The 24,076-nt window shown below is 56.8% G+C and carries 24 protein-coding genes; 11 read left to right on the top strand and 13 right to left on the bottom strand.

Going from position 1 to position 24,076, the window contains the following annotated elements:
- Positions 1–10 precede the first annotated feature (10 nt).
- Positions 11–1,375, bottom strand: coding sequence for a DUF7373 family lipoprotein (locus CAQU_RS01150; protein WP_157108844.1), 1,365 nt, complete (start codon positions 1,373–1,375; stop codon positions 11–13).
- 70 nt (positions 1,376–1,445) lie between these two features.
- Between CAQU_RS01150 and CAQU_RS01145 the strand changes: the two genes are divergently transcribed.
- The gene (locus CAQU_RS01145) at positions 1,446–2,792 is read left to right on the top strand and encodes an IS256 family transposase (RefSeq protein ID WP_075724155.1); all 1,347 of its coding nucleotides are present in this window, start codon (positions 1,446–1,448) and stop codon (positions 2,790–2,792) included.
- A 109-nt stretch (positions 2,793–2,901) separates the two neighbouring features.
- Here the strand turns inward: CAQU_RS01145 and CAQU_RS01140 are convergent, their stop codons facing one another.
- Positions 2,902–4,326 (bottom strand): DUF7373 family lipoprotein, encoded by a 1,425-nt coding sequence (locus CAQU_RS01140; RefSeq protein ID WP_075724509.1) that lies wholly within the window; start codon positions 4,324–4,326, stop codon positions 2,902–2,904.
- A 372-nt stretch (positions 4,327–4,698) separates the two neighbouring features.
- Between CAQU_RS01140 and CAQU_RS01135 the strand changes: the two genes are divergently transcribed.
- A complete protein-coding gene (locus CAQU_RS01135) occupies positions 4,699–5,025 on the top strand; it encodes a YbjQ family protein (protein ID WP_075724507.1) in 327 nt (108 codons plus the stop codon).
- 79 nt (positions 5,026–5,104) lie between these two features.
- On the opposite strand, the gene CAQU_RS01130 is transcribed toward CAQU_RS01135, so the two are convergent.
- The 6 genes from CAQU_RS01130 to CAQU_RS01105 form a co-directional block, all read right to left on the bottom strand.
- A complete protein-coding gene (locus CAQU_RS01130) occupies positions 5,105–5,641 on the bottom strand; it encodes an RNA polymerase sigma factor (RefSeq protein WP_075724505.1) in 537 nt (178 codons plus the stop codon).
- Between the two features lie 31 nt (positions 5,642–5,672).
- Positions 5,673–6,116 carry a hypothetical protein gene (locus tag CAQU_RS01125; protein ID WP_075724503.1) on the bottom strand — a complete coding sequence of 148 codons (444 nt, stop codon included), beginning with the start codon at positions 6,114–6,116 and terminating at the stop codon, positions 5,673–5,675.
- Positions 6,117–6,146: 30 nt separating this feature from the next.
- Positions 6,147–7,301, bottom strand: a complete 1,155-nt coding sequence (locus CAQU_RS01120) for a C39 family peptidase (RefSeq protein ID WP_075724501.1) — start codon at positions 7,299–7,301, stop codon at positions 6,147–6,149.
- Positions 7,302–7,383: 82 nt separating this feature from the next.
- A complete protein-coding gene (locus tag CAQU_RS01115; RefSeq protein WP_075724499.1) occupies positions 7,384–8,250 on the bottom strand; it encodes a hypothetical protein in 867 nt (288 codons plus the stop codon).
- Between the two features lie 447 nt (positions 8,251–8,697).
- Positions 8,698–10,566 carry an Hsp70 family protein gene (locus CAQU_RS01110; RefSeq protein ID WP_075724497.1) on the bottom strand — a complete coding sequence of 623 codons (1,869 nt, stop codon included), beginning with the start codon at positions 10,564–10,566 and terminating at the stop codon, positions 8,698–8,700.
- Between the two features lie 200 nt (positions 10,567–10,766).
- Positions 10,767–11,294 carry a hypothetical protein gene (locus CAQU_RS01105; protein ID WP_157108843.1) on the bottom strand — a complete coding sequence of 176 codons (528 nt, stop codon included), beginning with the start codon at positions 11,292–11,294 and terminating at the stop codon, positions 10,767–10,769.
- A 379-nt stretch (positions 11,295–11,673) separates the two neighbouring features.
- Here CAQU_RS01105 and CAQU_RS01100 point away from each other — a divergent pair, with 379 nt between their 5' ends.
- Both CAQU_RS01100 and CAQU_RS01095 read left to right on the top strand, forming a co-directional pair.
- Positions 11,674–13,518, top strand: coding sequence for a dynamin family protein (locus tag CAQU_RS01100; RefSeq protein ID WP_157108842.1), 1,845 nt, complete (start codon positions 11,674–11,676; stop codon positions 13,516–13,518).
- Positions 13,519–13,566: 48 nt separating this feature from the next.
- Entirely contained in the window at positions 13,567–14,976 is a 1,410-nt protein-coding gene (locus CAQU_RS01095; RefSeq protein ID WP_075724491.1) for a GTPase, read from the top strand.
- Positions 14,977–15,000: 24 nt separating this feature from the next.
- On the opposite strand, the gene CAQU_RS01090 is transcribed toward CAQU_RS01095, so the two are convergent.
- Positions 15,001–16,134 (bottom strand): UDP-N-acetylmuramate dehydrogenase, encoded by a 1,134-nt coding sequence (locus CAQU_RS01090; protein WP_075724489.1) that lies wholly within the window; start codon positions 16,132–16,134, stop codon positions 15,001–15,003.
- Positions 16,135–16,158: 24 nt separating this feature from the next.
- On the opposite strand from CAQU_RS01090, the gene CAQU_RS01085 reads away from it, so the two are divergent.
- The 6 genes from CAQU_RS01085 to CAQU_RS12905 all read left to right on the top strand — a co-directional run bounded on the left by CAQU_RS01085 (position 16,159) and on the right by CAQU_RS12905 (position 20,107).
- A complete protein-coding gene (locus tag CAQU_RS01085; RefSeq protein WP_075728212.1) occupies positions 16,159–16,650 on the top strand; it encodes a DUF2505 domain-containing protein in 492 nt (163 codons plus the stop codon).
- A 163-nt stretch (positions 16,651–16,813) separates the two neighbouring features.
- A complete protein-coding gene (locus CAQU_RS01080) occupies positions 16,814–17,623 on the top strand; it encodes an SAM-dependent methyltransferase (RefSeq protein WP_075724487.1) in 810 nt (269 codons plus the stop codon).
- Positions 17,624–17,728: 105 nt separating this feature from the next.
- Entirely contained in the window at positions 17,729–18,235 is a 507-nt protein-coding gene (locus CAQU_RS01075) for a GNAT family N-acetyltransferase (RefSeq protein ID WP_075724485.1), read from the top strand.
- A 64-nt stretch (positions 18,236–18,299) separates the two neighbouring features.
- The gene (locus CAQU_RS01070; protein WP_075728210.1) at positions 18,300–19,112 is read left to right on the top strand and encodes an LmeA family phospholipid-binding protein; all 813 of its coding nucleotides are present in this window, start codon (positions 18,300–18,302) and stop codon (positions 19,110–19,112) included.
- Between the two features lie 278 nt (positions 19,113–19,390).
- Positions 19,391–19,573: a hypothetical protein gene (locus tag CAQU_RS12910; protein ID WP_075724483.1), complete on the top strand. Its 183-nt coding sequence runs from the start codon at positions 19,391–19,393 to the stop codon at positions 19,571–19,573.
- A gap of 48 nt (positions 19,574–19,621) precedes the next feature.
- Entirely contained in the window at positions 19,622–20,107 is a 486-nt protein-coding gene (locus CAQU_RS12905; protein WP_211276125.1) for a hypothetical protein, read from the top strand.
- A 41-nt stretch (positions 20,108–20,148) separates the two neighbouring features.
- Here CAQU_RS12905 and deoC read toward each other — a convergent pair whose 3' ends face one another.
- Positions 20,149–20,823, bottom strand: coding sequence for a deoxyribose-phosphate aldolase (gene deoC / locus CAQU_RS01060; protein ID WP_075724481.1), 675 nt, complete (start codon positions 20,821–20,823; stop codon positions 20,149–20,151).
- A 62-nt stretch (positions 20,824–20,885) separates the two neighbouring features.
- Here deoC and purU point away from each other — a divergent pair, with 62 nt between their 5' ends.
- Entirely contained in the window at positions 20,886–21,782 is an 897-nt protein-coding gene (purU, locus tag CAQU_RS01055) for a formyltetrahydrofolate deformylase (RefSeq protein ID WP_075728208.1), read from the top strand.
- 100 nt (positions 21,783–21,882) lie between these two features.
- On the opposite strand, the gene CAQU_RS01050 is transcribed toward purU, so the two are convergent.
- The 3 genes from CAQU_RS01050 to CAQU_RS01040 all read right to left on the bottom strand — a co-directional run bounded on the left by CAQU_RS01050 (position 21,883) and on the right by CAQU_RS01040 (position 24,043).
- Positions 21,883–22,197: a DUF2516 family protein gene (locus tag CAQU_RS01050; protein WP_245797273.1), complete on the bottom strand. Its 315-nt coding sequence runs from the start codon at positions 22,195–22,197 to the stop codon at positions 21,883–21,885.
- Positions 22,198–22,218: 21 nt separating this feature from the next.
- Positions 22,219–23,514, bottom strand: a complete 1,296-nt coding sequence (locus tag CAQU_RS01045; RefSeq protein WP_075724477.1) for a DUF445 domain-containing protein — start codon at positions 23,512–23,514, stop codon at positions 22,219–22,221.
- Between the two features lie 178 nt (positions 23,515–23,692).
- Positions 23,693–24,043: a hypothetical protein gene (locus CAQU_RS01040; protein ID WP_075724475.1), complete on the bottom strand. Its 351-nt coding sequence runs from the start codon at positions 24,041–24,043 to the stop codon at positions 23,693–23,695.
- Between the last annotated feature and the right edge of the window lie 33 nt (positions 24,044–24,076).

The following is a 24,076-nucleotide window of genomic DNA, read 5'->3' as shown; positions in this document are numbered from 1 at the left end:
ACACCGCTTCCTATTCAGCGGTCAAGTCTTTTCCTTCAGCATCCTTAAAAATAAGGTATTGAGCTGCCATTCTTTGAGTCATTCCCAAGCGAAGCTGCTTACGATCGGGGTCTTCATCCGCCGAACCAATCCCAGTTGCCGAGACAACATAACGACCATACTGCTGAATGCATTCTTCGTTAGGTGATCCCTTCGAATTAATCCCCTCAAAGCATGTTGTGTTGGGCAATCCTTGGGGATCTTTGTACTCTTCGAGAGTTCCATCCTCGGCATAGCCATCCCGTAGAAACTCATATAGCTTGGCAGCGGCATTTTCAGACGATGTTTCGATAATCATCGTGCCATTTCTAGCAATCTTCGTAACTCCGGCTTCTTCAAATTCCTCGAGCGTCGCTCGGGGGTCAGAGAAGGTGGAAACCGCTTGGCGCTTATTCATGACTGCCGGCATAGGTACCGTCTGAGTCTTCTTGTCAGATTCTTGGAACGAAGGTGACAGCCGCAGAAGGCCACCTTTATCAGCATTCCGAATTCGGTCTACCTTGCCATAGCCACTCTTAGTCTTTTGAGTCTGAGCGTTATCGATGCCTTCGATCAGCTTCGGATACGCCTTCTCCATGTATCCGGTGATAAATTCCTCATCCGCACTACGTCCCGTGAACTTGACCAAGAAAAAGTACTCATCATGCGTAAACGAGGCAATTACGTCATCAACATCAGAAATAAGGTAGTCAGGCACCGGCGCCTTCTCGTTGATGACGGGAATCGTTAGCTTCTCGTCCAAACCGCCAACTTTGCCCTGGAATCGAATGGGATAATTGCCAGCAGACCAATTCAGGTCTTGAACGTCAACGAAGTGGTATTGATCCTCAGGGTCCAAGCGGACCTTGTAGAAATCTTCAGCAACTTCCTGCGCAACTTCTGGACTGGAAAAACGCAGCACAACGTTTTTGATATCAATCCCGCCATCGGTTTTGTCACTGTTCGTTCCGCCATTAATGAAGCCTGAATGCAGATCATCTTCACGACTCTTGAGCAGCTCGCCGAGCTGCATACTCACAGTCAGGGCAATCTTTGAAAAGTGAAAGAGCTCCAGTCCACCCAGGGACCGATCGAATCGCGGATCGATTTCGATGGGAAGCGGCAAATTATCGCCAAGTTCAGTTGATTCAATGATGGTTGCTGCCCGGAAGTTGTCCGGATCCTGATACGGAGGACGGACAGTTGTTTGATAGTCTCCGGTGTCTAGGTTGTCCGGATTAAAGGCAGCCTGTACCGACGTTGCTTCAGTGGAGTTTCCTTTTGCATCCTTGACTCCTTGTACTGCTTCAGAGGAGTCCGGTGCGCTGCATGCTCCCAATAAGAGCGTGCCGGCCACACATACGAGAGTGTCAGATGGTTTGTGTGTGACGTGTTAAATCACCAGCCATCGAGGAGGATGCTCCACAATGACCACCATGACCACCCGCGACCCGCAAGACAAAGCCCGGCTTAAACAACTAGAGAAGCGACTGATGTCCAGCCCTGAACTCGCCGAGATCCTCAAAGAGTTCGCCACATCATCAACCGACATCAACGACATGGTGCGTTCGATGATCCAGACCGGGATCAACACCGCACTGCAAGCCGAAATGGACGCCCACCTCGGTTACCAAGCAGGAGACCGCACAGGCAAAGCCCGCCACGGCACGGCCGACAATCACCGCAACGGCTCCTACAACAAAACCGTCCAGTCCCAGTACGGGCCTATCGACATCACCGTGCCCAGGGATCGCAGCGGCAGCTTCACCCCACGGATGGTGCCCAAAGGAGCCCGCAGGATCACCGATGTCGACGACCTGATCATCTCTCTGTATGCCGCAGGCACCAGCCTTCGTGACATCCAGCACCACCTGGCCACCACGTTGGGTGTGGATTTGTCGCATGAGACGATCTCCCAGATCACCGACCAGGTCCTAGATGAGGTACTTGCCTGGCAGCACCGGGACTTAGAGGAGTTCTACCCGGTGATCTACCTGGATGCTTTGCGCATCAAAATCCGTGATGGTGCCCGGGTCGTCAACAAGGCCTGCTATATGGCGGTCGGCATCACCATGGAGGGTACCCGGCAGATCTTGGGGCTGTGGATCGCAAACAATGAGGGCGCGGCGTTTTGGGCCCAGGTCTGTGCGGAGTTGGCTAACCGTGGGGTCAAAGATGTGTTCATCGTCTGCTGTGATGGGCTGAAAGGTTTCGAACAGGCGGTGCAGGCCACCTGGCCTGATGCGATGGTGCAGACCTGTGTGGTGCACCTGATCCGCACCGCACTGCGGTGGGTGGCGGCAAAGGACCGTAGCGCGGTCGCGGCTGCTTTGAAGAAGATCTACACCGCTGCAACGGCAGAGCAGGCGCTTGCGTTTTTGGACGAGTTTGATGCCAGCGACATGGGGCTGAAGTATCCGCAGGCGGTGAAGGCTTGGCGGGATGCGTGGGAGCGTTTCATACCGTTTTTGCAGTTCCCGCCGCAGGCGAGGAAGGTTGTCTACACCACGAATGCGATCGAGTCGATGAATGCGCAGTTGCGTAAAGCGACAAGGAATCGGGGGCAGTTTCCTAATGATGCTGCCGCGGTCAAGGCGTTGTGGTTGATGATCTGCCACATCGAGGACCGGCAGGCGGAGAAAACGAAAAAGAAGGCCGGGCGTGCCCGTGCGGGAACGAGCCGGTTTGTTGAGGGGGTGCGTGTGACTGGGTGGGTTGCGGCCATCAATCAGCTGTCAGCACATTACCCGGATCGGTTCGAGCCTTACCTGTAAGCCGAAGTTCACACACAAAAAACTTGACACACTCACACATACAGTGAAGATCGTATTTTTTCTCATTTCATTCCTATCCAGAAGTCTTAGATTTATTCCGCGAAAACCGTCAGTTGGTTTCTTCTTCAAAGGCCCCCGCCTCTTTAGCGTTTTCGAACAGTTCGTATTGCGCAGCCATCAACTGCGATAGCTCTTTTCGAGCCCCCTCCAAGTTGCCGTCCTTGTCTTTAACGACTCTCTTACCTGTTGCCACGTAAGGGCCATATTGCTGAATGCAGGTGAGGATCGACATGGTGGTGAGGTTCTTTTCGCCGCAAACGGTGTTTGGAACACCCTGTGGCTCCTCGTAGCTTCCGCTAGCTAAGGGGTCTGCAGGATTCTCAATTTCCAAGGAATTCCGCTTGAAGTCTCGTGCGGCAAAATTCTCGCTTTCGTAGCGCTGCACGAACGTTGCACGCTCTGCGCTCGACGGCAACATTCCTTCGTTTTCCATGAGCTGGCGGGCCTCATCAGCATTTTTTGCATAACCAATGGTTCCCCGCTCCCCCAGCCGCTGAAGGGATGCGCCCGCTTGGAATTGCTCATCCAAAAGAGGAACCGTCAAGCTGAGAACTCCGTCTGGATCAACCGGCTCGAGTTTGTGACTAGTGCCGTACCCATAGACAGTTCTCTCGACCGGGGCTTCCGAAATCAACGCTGGTTCCTTCGCTAGGAATGCGTCTGCATAGTTGTTGTAGGTCTTGAGGAACTGATCCATGGGCTCGTTGGTCGAGACCATCGCCATGAGGATGTATTCACCGTGCACAGCGATGACATATCCATCTTTGAGCCCGTCGTCGCTCGGAATCCTCAAAAACTTCTTCAAATCTGGAGTGTTTTGAAGATAGGAAGTCTCCAGCTCGCCGGTTGCCTTGGAGTTATTCCTCTCCATCAGAGCGTTTACGACCTGACGAGCCTGTTCAGGTTTTCCTACGCGAATTACAGCGGTTTCGGCTCCACCATAAAATCCGTCTTCATACTCGAAGGTAGAATTTTTTGCATTTTCGGGCGAAGCTGCTTCATAGAAGTATCCCCCCAGGAAATCCGTTTCCATCCCATCGAAAATTCCCGTTGGTTGGGTTCCTTTCAAAACCCATTCCACCGGATCCTGAGCAAGATTATGCATGTTTTCGTCGAACTGTTTCACATTAGCCATTGGGGCCGCAACACTCGAAATTGTGAAACGCGGGTCAAGCTCAGATGGAAGAACAAGATAATTCGACATTACTGAGCTTTCAATAATCCGCTTGAAGGAGTTCCCGCTGCGCGCATTCAGATCTTTGTAGTCAGTTTTATATTCACCAGTATCAAATTTTCCCTTCTTTTTAGCGCCGTCCGCCTGAGAGTCGGACACTGGTGCCGCTTCTGCTGGCGAAGCTGCGGTCTTCGCCTGTTCTGCTTCATCATGAGCGTCTACGCCACATGCATTCAGCGTTAGCATCGCGCCGGTAAACAGGGCGGCTACCGGGATCAACTTTGCGCGTGCACTTCGCACTTGTTACCTCCACAAGTTGTTTCTTTTAGGTACGTTTCTTAGACGAATGCTACAAGCCGAAAGGTTACAAATTATCTGCAATACCCCCTGCTTACCCCCAAAATCAGACTCTTCTCCCCCCAAGCAGTATCTGGGCTTTCAGGTCACACCCCGATATGGCACAGAAGTTGTTATCCTGAAATACCAGGGCCTTTACTCAAGGAGCGAGATTCTCGAGCTTTTCGAGACACTGGCCAATAAATGCAGTTAGCGAACCAATTATTCAAGCCTCAACGGATGAAGGTTGCACTATTTGCCCATCAAAATCGTTCCAGAGAAATTGAAACCTTCATTTGTTGAACGGCTTCAATTTGTTTGGAAGAAAGGATCACCATGATCGTCACTACAACCAACAGCGTCGAAGGCCACACCATCACCCAATACCTCCGCGTTGTATCAGGTGAGACCGTCGCCGGCATCAATGCTGTCAAGGACATCGCGGCCGGATTCCGAAACATTGTTGGTGGCCGCAGCGAAAGCTACGAGTATGAGGCCGCGCAAGCCCGCGAAGCAGCTCTCGCGGAGATGTGGAGTCGCGCCGGCGAGCTTGGCGCTGACGCTATTGTCGGCGTGAAGCTCGACTACAGTTCGATCGGCCAGGGCGGAATGCTCATGGTTACCGCGACGGGAACGGCCGTAAAGCTCACCCCCAACCAATAACAACAAATAAAGGTGTGGCCTCGACTATGGAAAGTCGAGGCCACACCTTTTTCTGACTTGAATACGTTAAAGAATCTTCCTAAGCCAACAGTGGTATCAGTGCCTTTTTGGCTCGGTGAATCCGGACCTTAGTGGCAGATACTGATGAGTCCTGGTGCTTGGCAATTTCGGCGATCTTCATTCCCACAACGGCGAAGAGTACGAGAGCTTCCCGGGATTCATCCGTGAGGTTGTCGAGCGCTTGATTGAGCCGATCGTTTTCGGCGAGTTGGGATTCGAAGGTGGCGGTGGAGTCTTCAAGCTGCACTTCGTTTCCGAAACCGTCCTCGTCAAGGCTGCTTGCTTCTTTGCGGCGGCGCAGAAGGTCCATTGCTGCGTTTGATGCAATGCGATAGAACCATGTTCCGAAACCTGCTTCGCCCCGGAATTTGTCTAGGTTTTTCCAGGCCAGGTACACAGCCGCTTGGAGGGCGTCTTCTGCATCATGGTGGTTGCCGGTAATGCGCAGGCAAGCGTTGAAGGCTTTTAGCCGGTAGTTGGTGACGAGCTCACCGAAGGCTTGGCCGTCACCTTTTCGGGCAGCTGCTAGCAGGGCAGATTCATTATTCAGAGCCATCGTTACTGATCCTTAAAACAATTCTTCCCTGTTACCACAGATCGCCAGTTGAATTGTCTGTGGTTCCGAAGTCTTCGGTGTGGTGAGGACTCATCAACTCGTCTTCACCGCTGTCAACAGACAGGTCGGATTGTTCTAATGGTTCCGATACAGACGGTTCGCTGAGGCTGTCAGCCCCGAAGGTTTCAGCCCCGGAGTCTTCGTCGATGTCATCGGACAGGGAGATATCGTCGAGCTCTAGGTCTTCATCGTCTTCCTGCCCGGCTTCGTCATCGACATCATCAAGGTCATCGAGGTCAAAATCCAGGTCGTCATCGGAGATGAGGTCCTCGTCAGTAACGACGCCCAAGGTGTATTCGAGGTCAGTAGGCTGCGTCATGCCGTTGTGGAGAATTTCTTCCCAACGGCTGTCAGATAGTTCAACGATGGGGAATAGATCGGTGTCCATCCCTGCGGAAGAATCGTTGGTACCCATGGTCCTACTTCCTGCGGTGTAGAGCTTGGATTACTTGATCGGATCAGTTCCGGACAAGTTCACCAAAGCAAGGTTTGGTGAGTTTTCAGTCATGCTACCACCGGCACTGACGGGAGTGAGCAGTTCTTCGTCCATCAAATTCGCGTCCTGCTGTTGGGTAACAATCATCCGGAAGCCACTGTCTTCCCAAGCATCAGCGAATTTTTCGATGGAAACTTGTAATCCATTACCGTCGGGGGTTCCGGGATCTGCGAGGGTGACGGTGCCTTCGTAAACGTTGATCTCCGTGACGACCAGCGCGTGGTCGGAAACGTTATCTTCACGATAGAAGTCCGCTTCGTCGTCTCCCCAGATTTCACCCGAGTCGACCGACGCAAGCACCCCGTATCCCATCTCTAGTTTCGCCGCCAGATCTTCCATGCTCGAATGCGTCAGTGTGGCCGGCACCCCCATGGCGTTGAGCAATTGGCAAATATCGTCGGGATACATTCCCTCGCTGATGTCTTCGACCAGACCCAGCTCATAAGCAATTGACACCACATAGTCGGGGTTGTTGATCTGCTCTCCGAGGAATTCGTTGGCGATGATGGCAACGGAAGTCGGACCACAGTACCCATTAACTTCCTGGTAGAACCAGTCGTCGTGCCATGCGTAGGAGTTTCCGTAGACGCCATCCCACTCCTCAATAACTGGCACATCATCAACGGTCTCTGGGCTGTAGTCGGTGCCGGTGTTGTCGTATTCGTAGGTGTAATCACCGGTGTTTTGGACATCGATGGCGTCCTCCCCGGAGGCGGGACTGTTTTCCCCCGGCCCCCAGGTATAGGTGGCCCCATCGGCCATGACTTGTGTGATTGTTCCATCTGGATATTGCACCGTGATAGTTCCAGTCGGGCCGTCGAGAGCAATGTAGGTTCCATCGGCGGCGTAGGCGAACATGCCACCTTGGTTATCTTCAATCCAGTTGAGGTTGTCGATGTCTTCGGAAGTAAGCCCCAGCGGGCCTTCGCTGCCGGTCTGAAAGGCCTCATGGTTAAAAATTTCCGGGGCGGAAACGGCTGGTGTCGCTACGGGGTCACTGTAAACAGAATCGTCTTCTGCAGTACTGGTGGTATCCGCGAGACCATCGCTGTGGTCTAGCAGGTGCTCGGCAGCGGTGTAGTTGTTCAGGTCGAAGTCGCTCATTTTTTGTCCTCACGTTCGGTGGTTTTTGATGGGTGGGTGTGGGGTGAGGCATGCCAATTAGTCATGCCCCGAGGTGGAGTGCTTAGAGGTCGATGTCGCAGTCATCAGTGCCGAGGGAGCCCGAATCTGCCAGGTCGCTGGTGTAGTCGCTGTCTGGCATTTCCTGGCTGAGCGCGTCTGCACCATGGATAGGAAGCTGGCTCATGAACTCATCCACGGTGCCGAGGTTGCCGGCGTCCAGGTTGTCAGTGGTGAGGGTGGTTTCGAGGATGCCGTCGGTGTTATCCAGATCGGTGTCCAGCTGGTCGATGGTGCCGTCGCCGTCGACATCGCGGTAGATGGAGTTCACGTGTCCGTCTGCGTCGCTATCGACAGCGATGGTGTCCATCACCCCGTCGCCGTCAGTGTCTTGGATTTCGAGGTCCACGATCCCATCACCGTCAGTGTCGGCGAGGACGCTGGCGGCGCCGTTTTCGGTGTAATTGATTTCCTCGATGGTCTTGCCAGTGGCTTTGTCGATGAACACTTCGCGGTCACTGGTGCCGTCCAAGGTGGTGTCCTGGATGAGCCGGATGGTGTTTTCGTCGTGGACAGTTGCCAGGGTTTCAGCAATCCCGTCATCGTTGAGGTCTGCTTCGATGGAGACCACTTGATCGTCTTCCAGGTGATGCGTTTCGGTGATGTCGTCCTTGCGGGTGACGATGCTGTCGTTTTCGCCATCACCATCGAGGTCGCGGATGCTGTAGTAGTCGTAGTCCTCGGGGTTCGGGGTGTCGAAACCTTCTGCGGGCGATCCCGCCTGCGCGGTAGATTCCTGATCCAGGTCGATCTTTTCGGGGTCGGTATTTTCAGAGGGCTGGTTGTTCACAGCATTTTCAAGATCTTTGCTGCTGATGTCGTTCGAGTTGTCATACTGGGTGGTCTCGGTGGTGAGGTTTTCTCCGCTCATGGCAGATCCTTTCGAAGGTGTTGCGATGTTTTTTCCCAAAGTCGTCAAAGCTTGCGATTGATAGCTTTGCGGCTCAAGCACATTCCGAACTGAACTTTCGGTTTTCCAGTCAGAGCCGTGGTTTTGCTGACTCTTTTGTGTGCTTGTATTTCTTTGACGTGCCGAGACCGCCGAAAGGTAACAACTCGAATTGAAAAACCCTAAAAAATCTCCACAGGGCTTAAAAGGAAATAGTTTTTCTGCTGTTCAAAGAGGGTTGTGAGAAAGATGCGGATGCCGGTCATTGGATGCCGTACCTGGTGCAAATCACGGTCTTATTCGCTTTGAAACGGCCACAAAAAGCAAGCATGTCAGCCTCTAAGCCGGCCGCTGTGCTAACTGCCCGAAACATGCAAAACTCGGCACCAGTAGACCTGGATGCCGAGTTTTGATGTCTACTTCTCGCGATTAGAAGATTTTGTAGTCTCTACCGAAAGCTTCAGCGGACTGTTGGGTTTTGAATCCGCGCACGCAACCCGCGACGTCCTCCGAGACGTTTGCAAAGCAGAGTTCGAAATTGCTCAAGGACTCTTGTGCAACAGCAAAAACTTTGGGATTGCCTGTGTCAATTATCAGAGGCTTAACCTTAGGCGAGATGGGGCCTGTTTTGCCGTCCCGAATTTGCTGGGCCGTAACCTTCACCATTCGCTCATCAATGACGATCTTCATTGATAGTGATGATTCTGCGTACTCATTTTGGTTCGGAACATTAACGTAGCAATTGAGGGAGGTTTCCAATCCTCCTTCGCTGTAGTTACACGAGGGTTCATCAACTGTGATGCCTGCTGGAACCTTGTCGATGAACTGCTTGCGCAGCTGCGCTGATGCATCCGAGGAGGCATTGTCTTGCGCTTCCGCAGCGTCCGTGTTCTTCACTGGTGCGGCGGCAGTGGTTTCGGGTTGTTGTGCGGGCTGGGTTGTGGTGGTTGCTGCTGCGTTTGTGGACGAAGAGTCACTGGACTGATTGGCGAAGAACACGCCACCACCAACTAGCGCGGCAACCAGGACAGCGGCTCCTATGAGTAGTGGGGTCTTGGTGGACTTGTTGGCTTTTGTGGCGCGCTGTTTGGCTGGTGGTGTTTCGGGGACTTGTGGGAGTTGTTGGGTTTGCTCGGCGGCTGGGGTGTTTGGGGGTGGGGGCGTGTGGGGTGTTTGTGTTTTTTCGCCCGTGTTGATGGCGACTGCCCGGAGTACTCCTTGGGCGGCTGCCAATGCACCTTGGGCGACGACGGTTTTGGGGTCGTCGAGGGTTGCGATGGGTCCGAGGTCTTTTAGCTGTTCTTGAACCATGGGGATGCGTGATGATCCGCCGGTGAGGTACAGCGCGACGAGTGGGTTGTTGTGGTCGATGCCCGCGTCGGTGAGGGTTGCGCGGGTCAGTGTTGTGGCTTGTTCTAAAACTGGGGCGATGAGTTCTTCGAATTCACCGCGGGTGATCTGCAGCCGCTCGGTGTCGAATTTGTCGGTGACGATGCTGATGGTTGCGGATGCGGATTCGCTTAAGAGTTCTTTGGCGCGGCGAATGGAGTCCTCAAGGGCGTAGCGTTCGGACAGGCTGGCGTGTCGGCGGAGGTATTGCATGAGGTCAGGGTGGTTGTCTTCGAGGTGGCGGTCGACCCATTTGCGCAGCAGCGCGTCGAAGGTTTTGCCGCCGATGGCATTGCTGCCGCGGGCCGCGATCACGTTGAAGGATCCGTCGCCTTGGGCTTCAAGGACTGCAATGTCGAGGGTGCCGCCACCGAAGTCAAAGACTCCGATTTTTTGGCCGGCTTCGAGTTTGTTGGCGGCGGAGTAGTAGTGCGCGGCGGCTTGGGGTTCGGATACCGTCGTGATGTTTTCGGCGCCTAGCCCGAGGGATTCTGCCGCTTCGAGAAGGACTTTGATTTCTGCGTCCGACCAGGCTTCGGGGTGGGTGAGGACGAGGTGGCCGGGGTGGGTTCCGCCGTGTTCGCGGGAGGCTTTTTTAAGCACTGATTGCAGCACGGCGGCGACTGGCACGGCACTTGGGACGTCCATTCCGCCTAGTTGGAATATTTGTTGAGGGATGAGTCTTTTCGGTGCGGGAATGAAGCCTTGGGGATTGTTTTCGGCTTTGGCTAGGGCGACGTCTCCAGTGTCGACGGCGTCTGGGTTTTCCATGTAAACGCTGGAAGACATGGTGTTGCGCCCGTGGGCAAGGTTGACTGTTTCGACGTTGCCTTTGATGGCGTTGGTGTGGGCGGCGGCGGTGTTGGAGGTGCCGAAGTCGATGCCGAGGGACCATTGTGGGGTAGTCATGTGGGGTGTTCCTTGTCTTGGGTGTCTTGGGTGTCTTGGGTTTTGTCTTCGTGTGTCTCAGGGAGTTTGGCGCCGTTGGTTGTGGTGGAGCCTGGTGTTTTATTGGACGTATTAAACCGCCGAAAAGGTTTCATGCAGCACCACAGTCGCCTGTGGTGTTGGGGTGCGTGAAACCTTGGGTGAGGGTTGCTCCTTGGGTGTTAGTTTCCGGTGGTAAAGCCCTGGCTTTGGGTGTGACGGAAGATTGCGTATTGCACTGCCATTCGTTTGCAGATGCGCTGCTGTGGTTTTTCGGCTCCTAGATCTGGTGTTTCACCCCTGGCGCCGTTGGCTTCGGCAATATAACGGCCGAATTTTTGGGAGCACATTTCTGAGGTCTTTTCGCTGGCGGTCTTTGTGGCGTCGATGGATTGCACGAGGAGGGTGTCTGGCATGTCGGCAGCGCCATTGCCTTCCATAAGGCGTTCAACGCTTTCGAAGGGCAAAAGGAGCGCTTCAGCAATCGCACAGCTTTCACCGGCAGTGCGGTAGTTTTGGCGATTTTTCGCATTGTCTTCGATCTTTGTGTACTCGGTGGGGTAAAACGCCGTTAGCAAAGGAGGCTTTACCCCGGCTGCCTGGGTGCCCGACGGGCTACCAGATGCGCTGCAAGCGCTGACAGGATGCGCACTCGCCGCGAACCTCGCAAACGTCTCTGCTTCGGCCGCGCGCATGGAACCAAACATCATCGAACTCCTCGGTGAAAAAACTCCCTAAGCCTGTGGGGATGTGTCTTTGACGGCGCGCACGCAGTCAAGGGTTACCTCCACCCGGAAATCCTCACCCAAAAACGGTGAAGTGCGCGACGCTACTTTTTGGAACAAACGCAGCACAATCAATACTGGCAAAACCCACACACCTCACACCAGGGCGCGCCACATTTCCCGCACAAAAGCCCCCACATCAACCCCCATTTGGGGGCCGGTGACGTGGGTGATGAATCCCGACCTCCCACCCATAACCACCTCCCCCACCCGCACATTCACCCCTTAACGGTGTCCCCTTACGACACTGTTCGTTGTACGCTGTAAGACGTTTCATACCCCTACCTTTCAGGAGTTTTCGCCCGTGACAACCACGACGCCAACTGAGTTTCGGTCCCGCGCGAAAGCACAGCTTGAAGGCATGCTCGATGGGGCATTAAGCAAACTGGGGCGCGAAGACGTGGTGAAACGAACCTGGGCGAAATTCGACTCATCATCCCAAGCGAAAACAGTAGTAATCGTCGGTGAAGTCGGGCGCGGAAAATCCTCGCTGGCCAACGCCTTGGTGGGGCGCGCCGGGGCCAGCCCCGAATCGGTGGATTCCGCAACCACCATTCCCATCGCACTGGTGCCGTCGGAGGCACCAAGCCCCACCGCGCAGCTTTGGTCTGCTGACGGCATGGTCGAAGTTGCCCACACCGAGCTCTCCCACTTCATTGACGAACGCGCTGAGGCGAATTCCCTCACAGCTTCGGGCCCTGAGTCTTTCACCCCCACCCGCGTTACTGTGCCCGTCGGAGTGACACCGATGGATGATGTCGTCGTGATCGACACCCCGGGGGTGGGTGGCTTGGTTCCGGCGCACGCGGAGCTAGCGCAGCAAGCTCTGGAACAGGCATGTGTCCTGGTGATCGCTGTCGATGCGTCGACCCCCATCACCGCGCCCGAGATGAGCTTCATTAAACAGGCCGGCGCGCACGCGGATTCCATCATCGTGGCGGTCACCAAGATTGATAAAAACACCACCCGGTGGCGGGAAATCCTCGCTGACAACAAGCGGATCATCAGCGAGAACATGGCCCGCAGCGTGCCAGTACTTCCCGTGAGCAGCCTGCTCGCCGTTCGCGACACCCCGGGGGCGGAAGAAATCTCCGGGATCATCCCCCTGCGGGAAGCCATCAAAGATCGTTTCCGCACTGCCGAACTCTTCCCCACCGTCAACGCCCTGCGCACCGCCGTCGAAGAGCTACGCGTTGCGCGTTCGCAGTTCCAATCAAAGCTCACCACCATCACCGAAGGTGCCGCAGCGGTCCCCTCACTTGAGGCTGACCTAGCGCGCCTCAACAGCCTCAAAAAAGACGCCGAGCAGTGGGAACAATATCTCCAACGAGATCTCACCCTGATCCGTCAAGGCGCGATGAGCACCCTGGACAGTGAGCTGGAATCCATTCGCAGCGACTGGACCAACCGCATCAACAGCCACGGCATGGCGGTGCTGCGCAAAAACCCACAACACTTCACCGCCCAGATGGAAAAAGACTTCCAAAAGGCAGTGCTGACATCAGTGGAACAATTTGCATCTGAGCTAAAAACCACCATCATCGAGCCGCGCTTCGACAGCCCCGACGCGTGGGACGAAATCCAAGCATCCATCAGCGCCCAACTTCAAGCCCAACAACCCACCCACGCCGAGGTCAAAAAGAAAAGCGAAGGCATCTTCGACCCCATGATGCTCATGATGGGCTTTTCTGGCGGCAGCGCCATCGGCGGCATCCTCGCCAGCGTTGTCTCCTTCACCGGTGTTGGCCTCGCCGCCGGGGCCGGGTGGATCGCCATCAACGTCGGATTCCGCGCCATGCGAGCCGGAAAAAACAACCTGCTGGCGTGGATGAACACCACCTCCAACTCCACCCGAGTGTTCACCAACCGGATTCTCGACAACACCCTCGCCCAAGCCCGCCCCGCAATCGTCATCCGCTACCGCGAACACCTCAAAACCAGTATTGAGCAAACCCAACGCGCCATTCGCGATGCAGAAGCCGCCGCCACCCGGGACAAAAAGCGTCGCGAAGAAAAAATCGCCAGCCTGAGCAAAAACATTCGCATCATCGATACCCGCATCACCAAAGCCGAAGAACTCATCGACGAAATCAACGCCTATGCGGCAACAGTCGCCAGCACCACCCCCTCACAAGAACTCGCCTGTTAAAAAAGCACCTCCCGCAGCACAACCCGGTTAAGAAAGTCACGGTTACCCTTGGACCCCATCACCCGCACCCTGCTCGACACTATTGAGCGTCTGCGCAGCACCGCCCCCTCACTTGAGGAACAACTGGATGCAATCACCGCTAGCTTGACCTCCGCGCCACGCATCGTCATCGTCGGACGACTCAAGGCAGGCAAATCCACCCTCGTCAACGCGCTGATCGGCAGTCCCGCATCAGAAACCGCGGCCCTGGAGGCCACCAACGTTGTCACCGTGTTCGAGTACGGCGCCCCAGACCGCGCGGTCGCGCACCTACTCAACGGGGAAAGCATTGCCATCAACACCAAACGCGGCCAGGTCGCCGAACTCCCGGCGGACGCCCGCAGCATCAACTACGTGCGCCGCTGGATGCCCGCAGCCCCACTTCGCGACTACTCCCTCATCGATACCCCAGGCCTGGCAACGCTGACCGAAGACAACGAACGCGCCACCCGGCGCGCGCTGATCGAAGGATATGAGCAAACCAAAAACGCCTCCGTCGACGCGGATGCTGCGATCTTCCTGTTCGACACCACCCCGCGCCGCGATGAGGTGGAGTTCCTCACCAGTCTGGGTTTTACCCCGCTGAATACTCTCGGGGTGCTCTCCCGGGCCGATGGGTTCGCGCAAGGAGCGCTAGGCGACCGGGATCCTTTCGAGCAGGCTTGCGTGCATGCCGAAACTATTGCGGGAGAACTCAAGCAGTATCTGACCACCGTGGTGCCGGTTGCAGGTCTTTTGGCGGAGACTTCCCACACGGGGGCGTTGACTGAAAACGATGCGCGCGACATTGCGCGTTTTTCACAGCGGGACGATATTGACCTGCTGCGGGGTCTTCTCGGCACGGTGGAGGAAGCCGATGGCGGGATTGAGCGCATCGTGAAACTGATTGGCGAATACGGCCTCTTCCGGGGTCGTGCCACAGCCGCCCACGGGGCGGCCGCGCTTAACGATTGGCTTATCGAGGCCTCCCGGCTGCCCCAACTTAAAGACATCATTAACCGCACGATCACCCCCTATGCGCGGCTGCACCGGGCGGGGCGCATCATCGCCGGCCTCGAGCAGCTGGCGTATTCCCACCCGGAGCATCGCGAAGCGGTGCGCAATGCCAGCCATGATTTGCGCCAACACGAGGCGCTTCAGCCGGCAATCCTCCTGATGGATCTCAAGGCTGTGTTGAAGGAAAACCCCGACTCTGAGCTCGTCGACATGTTGCTGCCGTTGATCACCGGCTACTACCCCGCCGACAAAATGGGGCTCGACCGTTACGCCTCCGGGTACGACATCATCGAAGCCGTCCGCCAAGCACGCGTCACCTTACAGGGGCTGACTTTCAGCGTTGGGCCCGCCGAAGAAGCAGCCATGATCACCATTAACCGGGCCCTTGACGCCGTGGAACGCGCCGGCGAGGCACTCACTTAGACCCGGCGGAACAGGTCGAAAGGCTTAACTGTCGATGCTGACGCCCACCCACACCGGCTCGGGCTCCAGGGTCACACCGAACTTCTTTTTCACCCCGGCGCGAACATCGCGGGCAAGATCGACGATGTCTTGGGTGGTGGCTTGTCCGCGGTTGGTCAGTGCCAGGGTGTGTTTGGTGGATAGTCGGGCTGGTGCGTTTTCGCCGGGGTAGCCCTTGGTGTATCCGGCTTTGTCGATGAGCCAGGCTGCGGAGAGTTTGTAGCCGCCGTCAACGCTGAAACACGGCATTGTGGCGAAGGTTTCTTCATCAACGTGTTGCGCAATTGTTGCTTTGACTTCGTCGATTGCTGCTGCCGGAACGATGGGGTTGGTGAAGAAGGATCCTGCGGACCAGGTGTCGTGGTCTGCGGGGTTGTAGACCATGCCTTTGCCGTTGCGTAAGTCCAGCACGGCGTCGCGCACTAGGTGTGGATCGCGGCGGGGGGTGGTTTCGTCTTTTTCCACGCCGAGTTTTCGTGCCAGTTCACCGAAGCGCAATGGTTGGGACAGCCCATCGGTGTTGAGGGCGAATTCGACGCGGGCCACTACGGCACGCGCGGTGAATTTGAGGTTGGAGTAGCGGTAGGACAGGTTCAGTGCTGCCGGCTCGACCCATTCGGTCTTTTTTGTGGTGCGATCGTAGAGCTCTACGCGGTGCAGTACGTCGACGACTTCAACGCCGTAGGCGCCGACGTTTTGTACGGGTGTGGCGCCGACGGTGCCGGGGATGCCGGATAAGCACTCAAGTCCGCCGAGTCCTGCGGCCACGGTTGTTTCCACCAGTTCATCCCACACCACGCCGGCATCGGCGGTGACGATGCCGGTGTTGGGGTTGATGGTGATGTCCTGGTTGTCGATGATGACGGCGACGAGGTCGAGTGGCTGCCCGGAGACTACGAGGTTGGATCCGCCGCCGACGATGAGGCTTGGGATTTCGTTGTCGTCGAGGGTGCGCACGGTGGCGGCGATTGCTTCGGTGGTGGTGCAGCGCACGGCGAGCGCTGGGCGGCCACCGATGTGGAGGGTGGTCAGTTCGGCGAAGGTGGTGTCGATGGTGTCGGCACCAGGGATTTTCGCCACAAGGTTGGCAAGGTCGCGGGGCAGCTGTGTCTCGGACATACCCTTAACGGTAGTCTTATGTCCATGACTTCTCGCGCACAGCACACCGTGACCATTAATCAGCCCGCCGACAAGGTGCACGCCGCCCTGACCAACGCCGACTACTGGGCGTACAACGTGGCGAACTTGTCCACCGAAGCTGGCGAGGTTCACTCCTTCGAAGGCAACGAGGCTGTCCTGTACGAAATCATGCCGATGGATCTTCTCCCGGAGGCTGTTCGTGCCATGATTTCCCAGTCCCTGAAGATCAAGCGTGTCGTTACTGTCGGCGCGCTTGAGGGGGAGAACTTCTCCTTCGACTACACCGCCGACGTCAAGGGCGCTCCCGTTGATTTCCGTGGCCACGTGACCGCCGCCGGTTCCGGCGACACCACCACCTTGACCTACGACAACGAGGTCGATGTCACCATCCCGTTCATGGGTCCGGCTATTGAGCCCAAGGTTGCCGATGCTCTCGGCGAGCTGGTGGCCAACGAGGGCGCGTTGACTGAGAAGTGGATCTCCGAAAACGCTTAAGTTTTTCTCCTGACAGTCTTTGATTGTCTTTGTCGCAGCGATGCTGCGCACACCCGGCATATGCACTAGGTTTTGACGTGCATGTGCCGGGGTTTGGTGTTTTTACCCCCACCTGTTTCAACAGTTTCTTGCTCGTACACCAGGAAAGGATGTGTGTTTCACTGTGGCTGATCACGCACATAACTTGCGGGCAAGTTTTGCGGTTTCCGCTAATAAGCCGGTCGGTGTGATTACCCGTGGTACGACGAACACCAACCGCTTGCGGCGCTGTGACCGGTGGATGGTGAATCATCCGGCGGTTGTGGCTGCGCTGAACAGTACTTCTACTCCTCTCGCTGTTGATGTGGGTTACGGCGCCAGCCACACCACTACCTGCGAATGGGCGCGCTATTTGCGCACGGTGAATCCTGCGGTGGATGTCCTTGGTCTGGAGATCGATCCTGCTCGCGTGTTGCCGCCCCGGGATGGGGTGCGTTTTGGTTTGGGTGGTTTTGAGTTGGCGGGCCACGCCCCGCAGGTGGTGCGGGCGTTTAATGTGCTGCGCCAGTATGACGTTTCGCAGGTGGAGGATGCGTGGGCTGTGGTGTGTGAGCGCCTGGCTCCTGGGGGTGTGTTTGTGGAGGGCACCTGTGATGAGTTGGGGCGGCGTTCGTGCTGGGTGTTGTTGGATGCTTCGGGGCCGGTGTCGTTGACGTTGGCGTGGTCGCCGTGGCATTCGCAGCGGCCGAGCCAGTTGGCGGAGCGGTTGCCGAAGGCGTTGATTCATCGCAATGTGCCGGGGGAGCCGATTCATGAGTTGTTGTCTGCGGCTGATCAGGCGTGGGATCGGGCGGCGGGTTATGCGACGTTTGGGCCGCGTGCCCGGTGGTTTGAGGCGCGCAGGATGTTGGTGGAGCAGGGGGTGCCGTTGGCTCCGCAGCGGCGGTTGTTGCGGGATAGTTTGTTGACTGTGCCCTGGGATTTTGTGGCCTAAGAGATCTTCTTAGTGTTTTCCACCGCAAACTGGATGTGTCCTAGGCCACTTTGTGGCATTCTTAGGGGAGTTTCTACTACCGGTGCACTTCAGGGAGCAAAAACCATGGTTAACAATCGGGTTGATGAGCGTGACTTAAGCATCGAGCTGTGCCAGTGGTCTCGCGATCGCGCACAGTTGAACTTTGATTTGCCCGAAGATCAGCTGTTTTTTGTGGATCCTCCCCTGGCATATGAGCGGGACGACCGGCCGGAGTGGACCCCGCTCATTGTGCGCGATGGGGCGGGCAGGGTGGTTGCTTTTTGTGTGTTGGATCGTGGCCCTGACCGGTTGTTGTACACCGATTGTGTGGACAGCGTGCTGGTGCGCGGTTTATCGGTTGATCCGGCGCTGCAGGGGCGGGGTGTGGGGTCGTTTTTTACTCGGCAGCTTCCCGAGTTTGTGGAGACCACCTTGATGCATTGGTTGGCCCGCGAGCTTGTGCTGGGGGTGAATCAGCAGAATAAGCCGGCGTTGCAAATGTATCTTTCGTGCGATTTTCAGATGTGCCTTCGCCAGGTGACGGGGGCGCGGGGGCCGCAGTATGTGTTGCGGCGGACCTTGCGGTTGTAGCGGTGGGTGCGGGCTGGGCGGGTGCTTGAGCCTTTGCTGCTGATGGTTCGCTAGGGTGGTGCCCATGGCTAAAAAATCCTCACATCTGTGGTTAAAGATCGTCGTCGGCATTGTGATTGTGCTGGTGCTGCTGGCGGGGGCTGCCGAGCTTGGCGTTCGGTGGATGGTGTCCAAGCAGCTCAAAGACGATTTTGCGCAGCAGGCTGGGGCGGTGACGGCGGAGGAGCCGACGATTTCTTTTGGTTCCTACCCGGTGCTTTTGGGGGCGTTGCAAAAGGATATTCACCACGTGGATTTGACCACCCCGAATACTTTGCAGATCACCTACCCGGGTGGCCCGGACTCTGTCCCGGAGGTGACCGGCATGCCGAAGGCGCACATCACGATTGATGGGTTGAAGTTGGATGATCCGAATCGCCCGATCGCGTCGACTTTGAACGTGGATACCACGGTGTCGGATGAGTTCATTTTGGCGCAGGCGCAGCGTGCGATGGATGAGTCGACGAGTGGAAGCGAGAACACCCAGCCGCAGTCCTTGGAGGATTTAGCTGGGATGCTGTTGAAGAAGGTCGTGAAGATCACCGATGTGACCAGTAATCCTGCCGAGGGCACGTTGGGAATTGAATTTACTGGTGGCGCAGCTAATCTTGCGGTCAAGCCCGTGGTCAGCGACGGTGAGGTGTCGTTTGAGGCTGCGGGGGCTTCCCTGTTTGGTATTGATATGCCGCAGGAAGTTATTGATGCGTTGACCAATGGTTTGAAGGATTCTGCTGGCGGTATGGCTGGCAGCATGCAGGTCACGAATTTCCGGGTCGTTGATGGCGGCCTGGATGTGTCGATGGTCGGCCATGATGTTGATTTGCAGAACATGAAGTAGCACCCTGAATTAATCAGTTTCAAGGGACTGCGTTAAACGCTTGTGGCCGAAAGTTCAACGCAGAATCCCGCATGCCACTCTTTACATGTTCCTTAATCAATTTCTGCCCACTAGACAGGCTTCCACAACCACCGTCTAATCACCCAAGGAGGTATGAGTATGAAACAAGAAGTGGCTTTAAATAATCGGTCTACGAATGCGCCACACCATACTTATGTTTCCTCTACCCCAGAGCAACAGCGTCAATACATCGAAAAGCTCGGTAAAGAAATCGCCCAATGGTCTACGGAATTGAACCGACGTCTGGCTTGACGATTTATCCGAGCGGGGAGGATGTACTCACCGTCGGAAGTATCGCGTGTGGCTTTGACCTACACGTCCGTGAGCTTGCTCAATTCGAAGCCAACGTTAGGCGCCCCAGCACGACCGCATTCGGCATGGACGCCTTTCCCACCGCCTAGGAAAAAGCCGCTGCGCTTTTGCATTCTTTTTGTACAACCCAAAGCTTATTGGACGGTAACAAGCGAACGGGGTGGGCAGCATGTTGGCTGCTGATAAGGCTCAATGCCGCCATTGGCCCCCTTCAGGGTGAGGTCGATCCGGATGCTGCAGAAGAACTCGTCCTCAATGTTTCTGCAGGCAAACTCGATGTTCCGTCGATCGCTGACTTGTTAAGAAATCTTGTTAGCAGGCAACTGCATCTAACAGGTCATCATCCTCCTGGGTACGAAATCACTTCGCTCACCGAGGTATCTGAAAATGCCACCGTCGGAATAGCTCAGGCACCGGATGGTGAAGTGCTTTTTTACATCGGCCTAACGTCGGAAGACGGAACTCCTCTAGAGCTTTTTCAAACCCCTGAGCAGGCTAAACAATTTATAGCTGCGCTTCTCGCGGTTCTAACTTTTCCTCAAGACTGGCGAGTTAGTTACAGCGTTCCGGTCAGAAACTACATGATCCATAATGACCTTAATGAGCGTCCTGAAGGTTTGTAGAGTACTGAAACACTGGTCGCCTTGATATCTGAAGTAGTCGGTTAGGCGGGGGCGCCGTCGAGGATTTCCCGAGCCTTGGAAACCCCCAGCCGGGCGGCTCCTGCGGCAATCATTTCTTGGGCTTGCTCCCAGGTGCGGATACCGCCGGAGGCTTTCACGCCGACGTGTGGGCCTGCGCCCTTGGCAAGGGCGGTGACTGCGCTGGCGGTGGCGCCGCCGGCGGGGTGGAATCCGGTGGAGGTTTTGACCATGTCGGCGCCGGCTTTGGCGCACAGGGCGGCGGCTTGGGTGATGGTGTCGTCGTCCCACAGTGCGGTCTCGAGGATGACTTTGAGGGTAATTTGTGCGCTGATTGCTTCGCGGACGGCCACGACCTCGGACACCATGGCGTTCAGGTCGCCTTTGGCGATGTTGCCGAGGTCGACCACCAGGTCGATTTCGCTGGCGCCGGATTGGACGGCCAGGCGTGCTTCGGCTGCTTTGATGAGGATGTGGTGTTTGCCCGAGGGGAAGCCCACGACTGCTGCCACCTTGAGGCCTGCTTCTTGGGCATCACGGGTGGCGTGGAGCATGTTGGGGGATACGCACACGCATCCAACGCCCAGTTCGATGGCTTCGGCGCACAGTTTTTCGACGTCTTGTGCGGTGGCTTCGGGGGTCAGGAGGGTGTAGTCCATGATGGCGGCTACGTCGTTGCGGGTGAGTTGGGCGGTCATGGTTTCGATACTAGGTGACTTATGTGCGTGCGCTACTTGACGGGGTGGGTAAAATCGTCCGAATGATTAGCAAGGCAGAAAACCCCTCCCCTAATGAGCGTCAGTATGTGCTGACCTTGAGCTGCCCGGATGACACCGGCATTGTGGCGAAGCTGTCCACCTTCCTCGCCGAGCATGGCGCCTGGATTGTGGAGGCCGGTTATTTCACCGACGACAACTCCAGCCGCTTCTTTACCCGCCAGGCGGTGCGCGCCGAGTCGGTCAACATCAGCTTTGAGGAGTTCTCTGCCGCTTTTGATGAGTTGGCTGAGTCTTTCGGCCCGGGCACCCGGTGGCGTATTTGGGATACCGCCCGCAATAAGAAGGCGGTGATCCTGGTGTCTAAGGAGGGCCACTGCCTGCATGACTTGTTGGGCCGTGTTGCCCAGAATGATTACCCCATGGATGTGGCGGCGGTCATCGGTAACCACGAGGATCTGCGCGACATTGCCGAGGCTCATGGGGTTCCGTTTGCGTGTGTGCCGTTCCCGAAGGATGCGGTCGGCAAGCGCAAATCCTTCGACCAGGTTGCGGAGCTGGTCAACGCCCACAATCCGGATGCTGTGGTGCTGGCGCGTTTTATGCAGATTTTGCCGCCGGATTTGTGTGAGATGTGGGAGGGCAAGGCCTTGAACATCCACCACTCTTTCCTCCCCAGTTTCATGGGGGCTCGTCCTTATCACCAGGCGCACCGTCGTGGTGTGAAGCTCATTGGTGCGACCTGCCACTACGCCACCCAGGATCTGGATGACGGCCCCATCATTGAGCAGGATGTAATCCGTATTAGTCACAAGGACACCCCGGCCGATATGCAGCGCTTGGGCCGCGATGCGGAAAAGATTGTGCTGGCCCGTGGGTTGCGATTCCACTTGGAAGATCGCGTGCAGGTCTACGGTAACCGCACGGTGATTTTCGACTAGCGGGCAGGCGGCCTGTTTTTTGGGGGTGCCGACGCAATAATCCCGCAGCTGACTTTGCAGTCTGCTGCGGGATTGTTGTCTATTAGCTCAGTAAGGCTGGTTACCAGCCGCCGGAGTTGTTGAGGATTTCTTTGAGCTGGGGCCTGACGTCGAACCAGTAGATGCCGATGAACACGCAGGCGACGATGGCGAGGATGCTCATCCTAAAGGGGACGATCATGACCACGGTGCAGATACCGAGGATGGCAACCCAGATGGGTTTGGCTTGGCGGCCGGCGACTTCGAAGGCGTCTGCCCGGGTTAGGGCTGCGGTGATTGCGCCCCATCCGGCGACCAGCGCTAGCGCGATGCGCAGAATATAGAATGCGACGTCGGTGAATTGGCCGAAGTACATGAATAGCATCAGTTGATCCATAGTGTTTTTCTGTGTGGGGCGCTAGATGAAGTGCAGGATGAGTTGGGACACGGTGTAGATTGCGAGTCCAGCCAGTGAACCTACCACGGTACCGTTCAATCGGATGTACTGCAGGTCCTTACCGACCATGAGCTCGATTTTGTCGACGGCTTCGTCGGCGGGCCAGCGTTGGACGGTTTCGGAGATGATGTTGGTGATTTCGTCGGCGTAGTTGTCGGCGAGGAAGGCGGCCATGCCGGTGACTCGCTGGTCGAGGCGGGCGCGCAGCTCCGGGTCGTCGACGAGGCGTTGGCCCCAGGTCAGTGCCAGTTGGGTGATTTTTTGGCGCAGGATGGATTCTTCGTCCAGGGCGGCGGTAACCAGTGATTGGCTGGCCCCGGCCCAGATGCGGGCGGGGGCTTGTTCCACGGCTGCGGATCCCATCACGTCGTGTTTGATGCCTTCGACGCGTTCGATCATGTTTTCGTCGTGCTGGAGGTCTTGCGCGAGGGTGTTGAGGAAGCGTTTGATGGCCTGGCGGGCTTCGTGGTTTTTGTTGGCTTTGACCTCGCTGGTCCAGGTGACGAGTTCGCGGTAGACCTTGTCGCCGACGATGTCGTTGACGAAGCGGGGTGCCCAGGCGGGGCGGCGTTCATCAAGGAGGCGGTTGATGAGGTCCTCGGAGCCTAGGGATTTGCGGTGGAGCCAGCCGATGAGTTCTTCGACGACGGGTTCGGTGCGGCCTTCTTGCATGAGTTGCTCGAGCAGGCGGCCGGCGGGCGGGCCCCATTGGGGGGAGGCGAGTTTGTCGATCAGCCCGGTTTTGATGATTTGTTCGGCGTCTGCCGGGTCGAGGGCGCGTACGACGTTGGCGAGGAGTTTGCCGGTTTCGTGGGAGACTTTGTTGGCGTTGGTGGGTTCGCTGAGCCAGCCGCCGAGGCGGGCCGGGACTTCGGCGGAGCGCACTTTTTCGGTGATCAGTTCGGCGTTGAGGAAGTTCTCGCCGACGAAACCGCCGAGGGATTCACCGATTTGGTCTTTTTTGTTCTTGACGATGGCGGTGTGGGGGATTTTGAGCCCGAGCGGGTATTTGAATAGGGCGGTGACCGCGAACCAGTCCGCCAGGCCGCCGACCATTCCGGCTTCGGCGGCGGCGCGCACGTAGCCGACCCAGGCGGGGGCGTTGGGAGTGGTGTGTTGGTAGATTTGGCAGGCTAAAAAGACGACGCCGGCGAAGACGAGCAGCCCGGTGGCGAGTGCTTTGTAGCGCTTGAGTTGGGCGCGGCGGAAAGCCTCGACCTCTGGGGAGGGGCCGGGGACGGCGAGCGGTGTAGTCATGGGGGTTATTATCTCCCATCTGTGCCGGTGGTGGGAAAGCGTGGGCTGGTGGGGCTTGGGGTGGCTGCTTCATGCACGACGCCCCCAGCAGCTTGCTTTGAAAGCTGCTGGGGGCGCGTTGGAGGTGCTTTATGACGCTGGCCCGCACCTTAAAGCGGGTGCGGGGGCGTGTTAAGGCTTAGTGGCGGCGTCCGGTGGCCTTGACGTAGGCGCGGTAGTTGGCGCGGCCCTTGTGGATCAGGGCGAAACCTGCGACCAGGAAGACGACGGTGAGGACGGCGCCGATCATGATGTAGGTCTGCGCGTTGTCCTGGGTTTCGTACATGTGGGTTGCCAGGCCGAAGACGAGGGTGCCGATGCCTGCCAGGGATGCCAGCACGAAGCCCATGCCGAGCCAGGTGGCGGAGCGGAGCAGGGAGGAGTGCTGGGAGTCCAGGGAGGAGGGTACGTAGCCGTCGATGTAGTGCGGCTCGCCCTCGAACACGCGGAAGGACTCTTCGCGAGCGTTCACTGCGTGGGTGTTAGACATTGTGTGCCTTTCGGTTGGTAGCCGTGTGTGCGG

It is taken from the genome of Corynebacterium aquilae DSM 44791 (assembly GCF_001941445.1).
GTDB lineage: Bacteria > Actinomycetota > Actinomycetes > Mycobacteriales > Mycobacteriaceae > Corynebacterium > Corynebacterium aquilae.
Note: the sequence above shows the minus strand (reverse complement) of the source record. Positions and strands in the feature narration are given on the sequence as shown.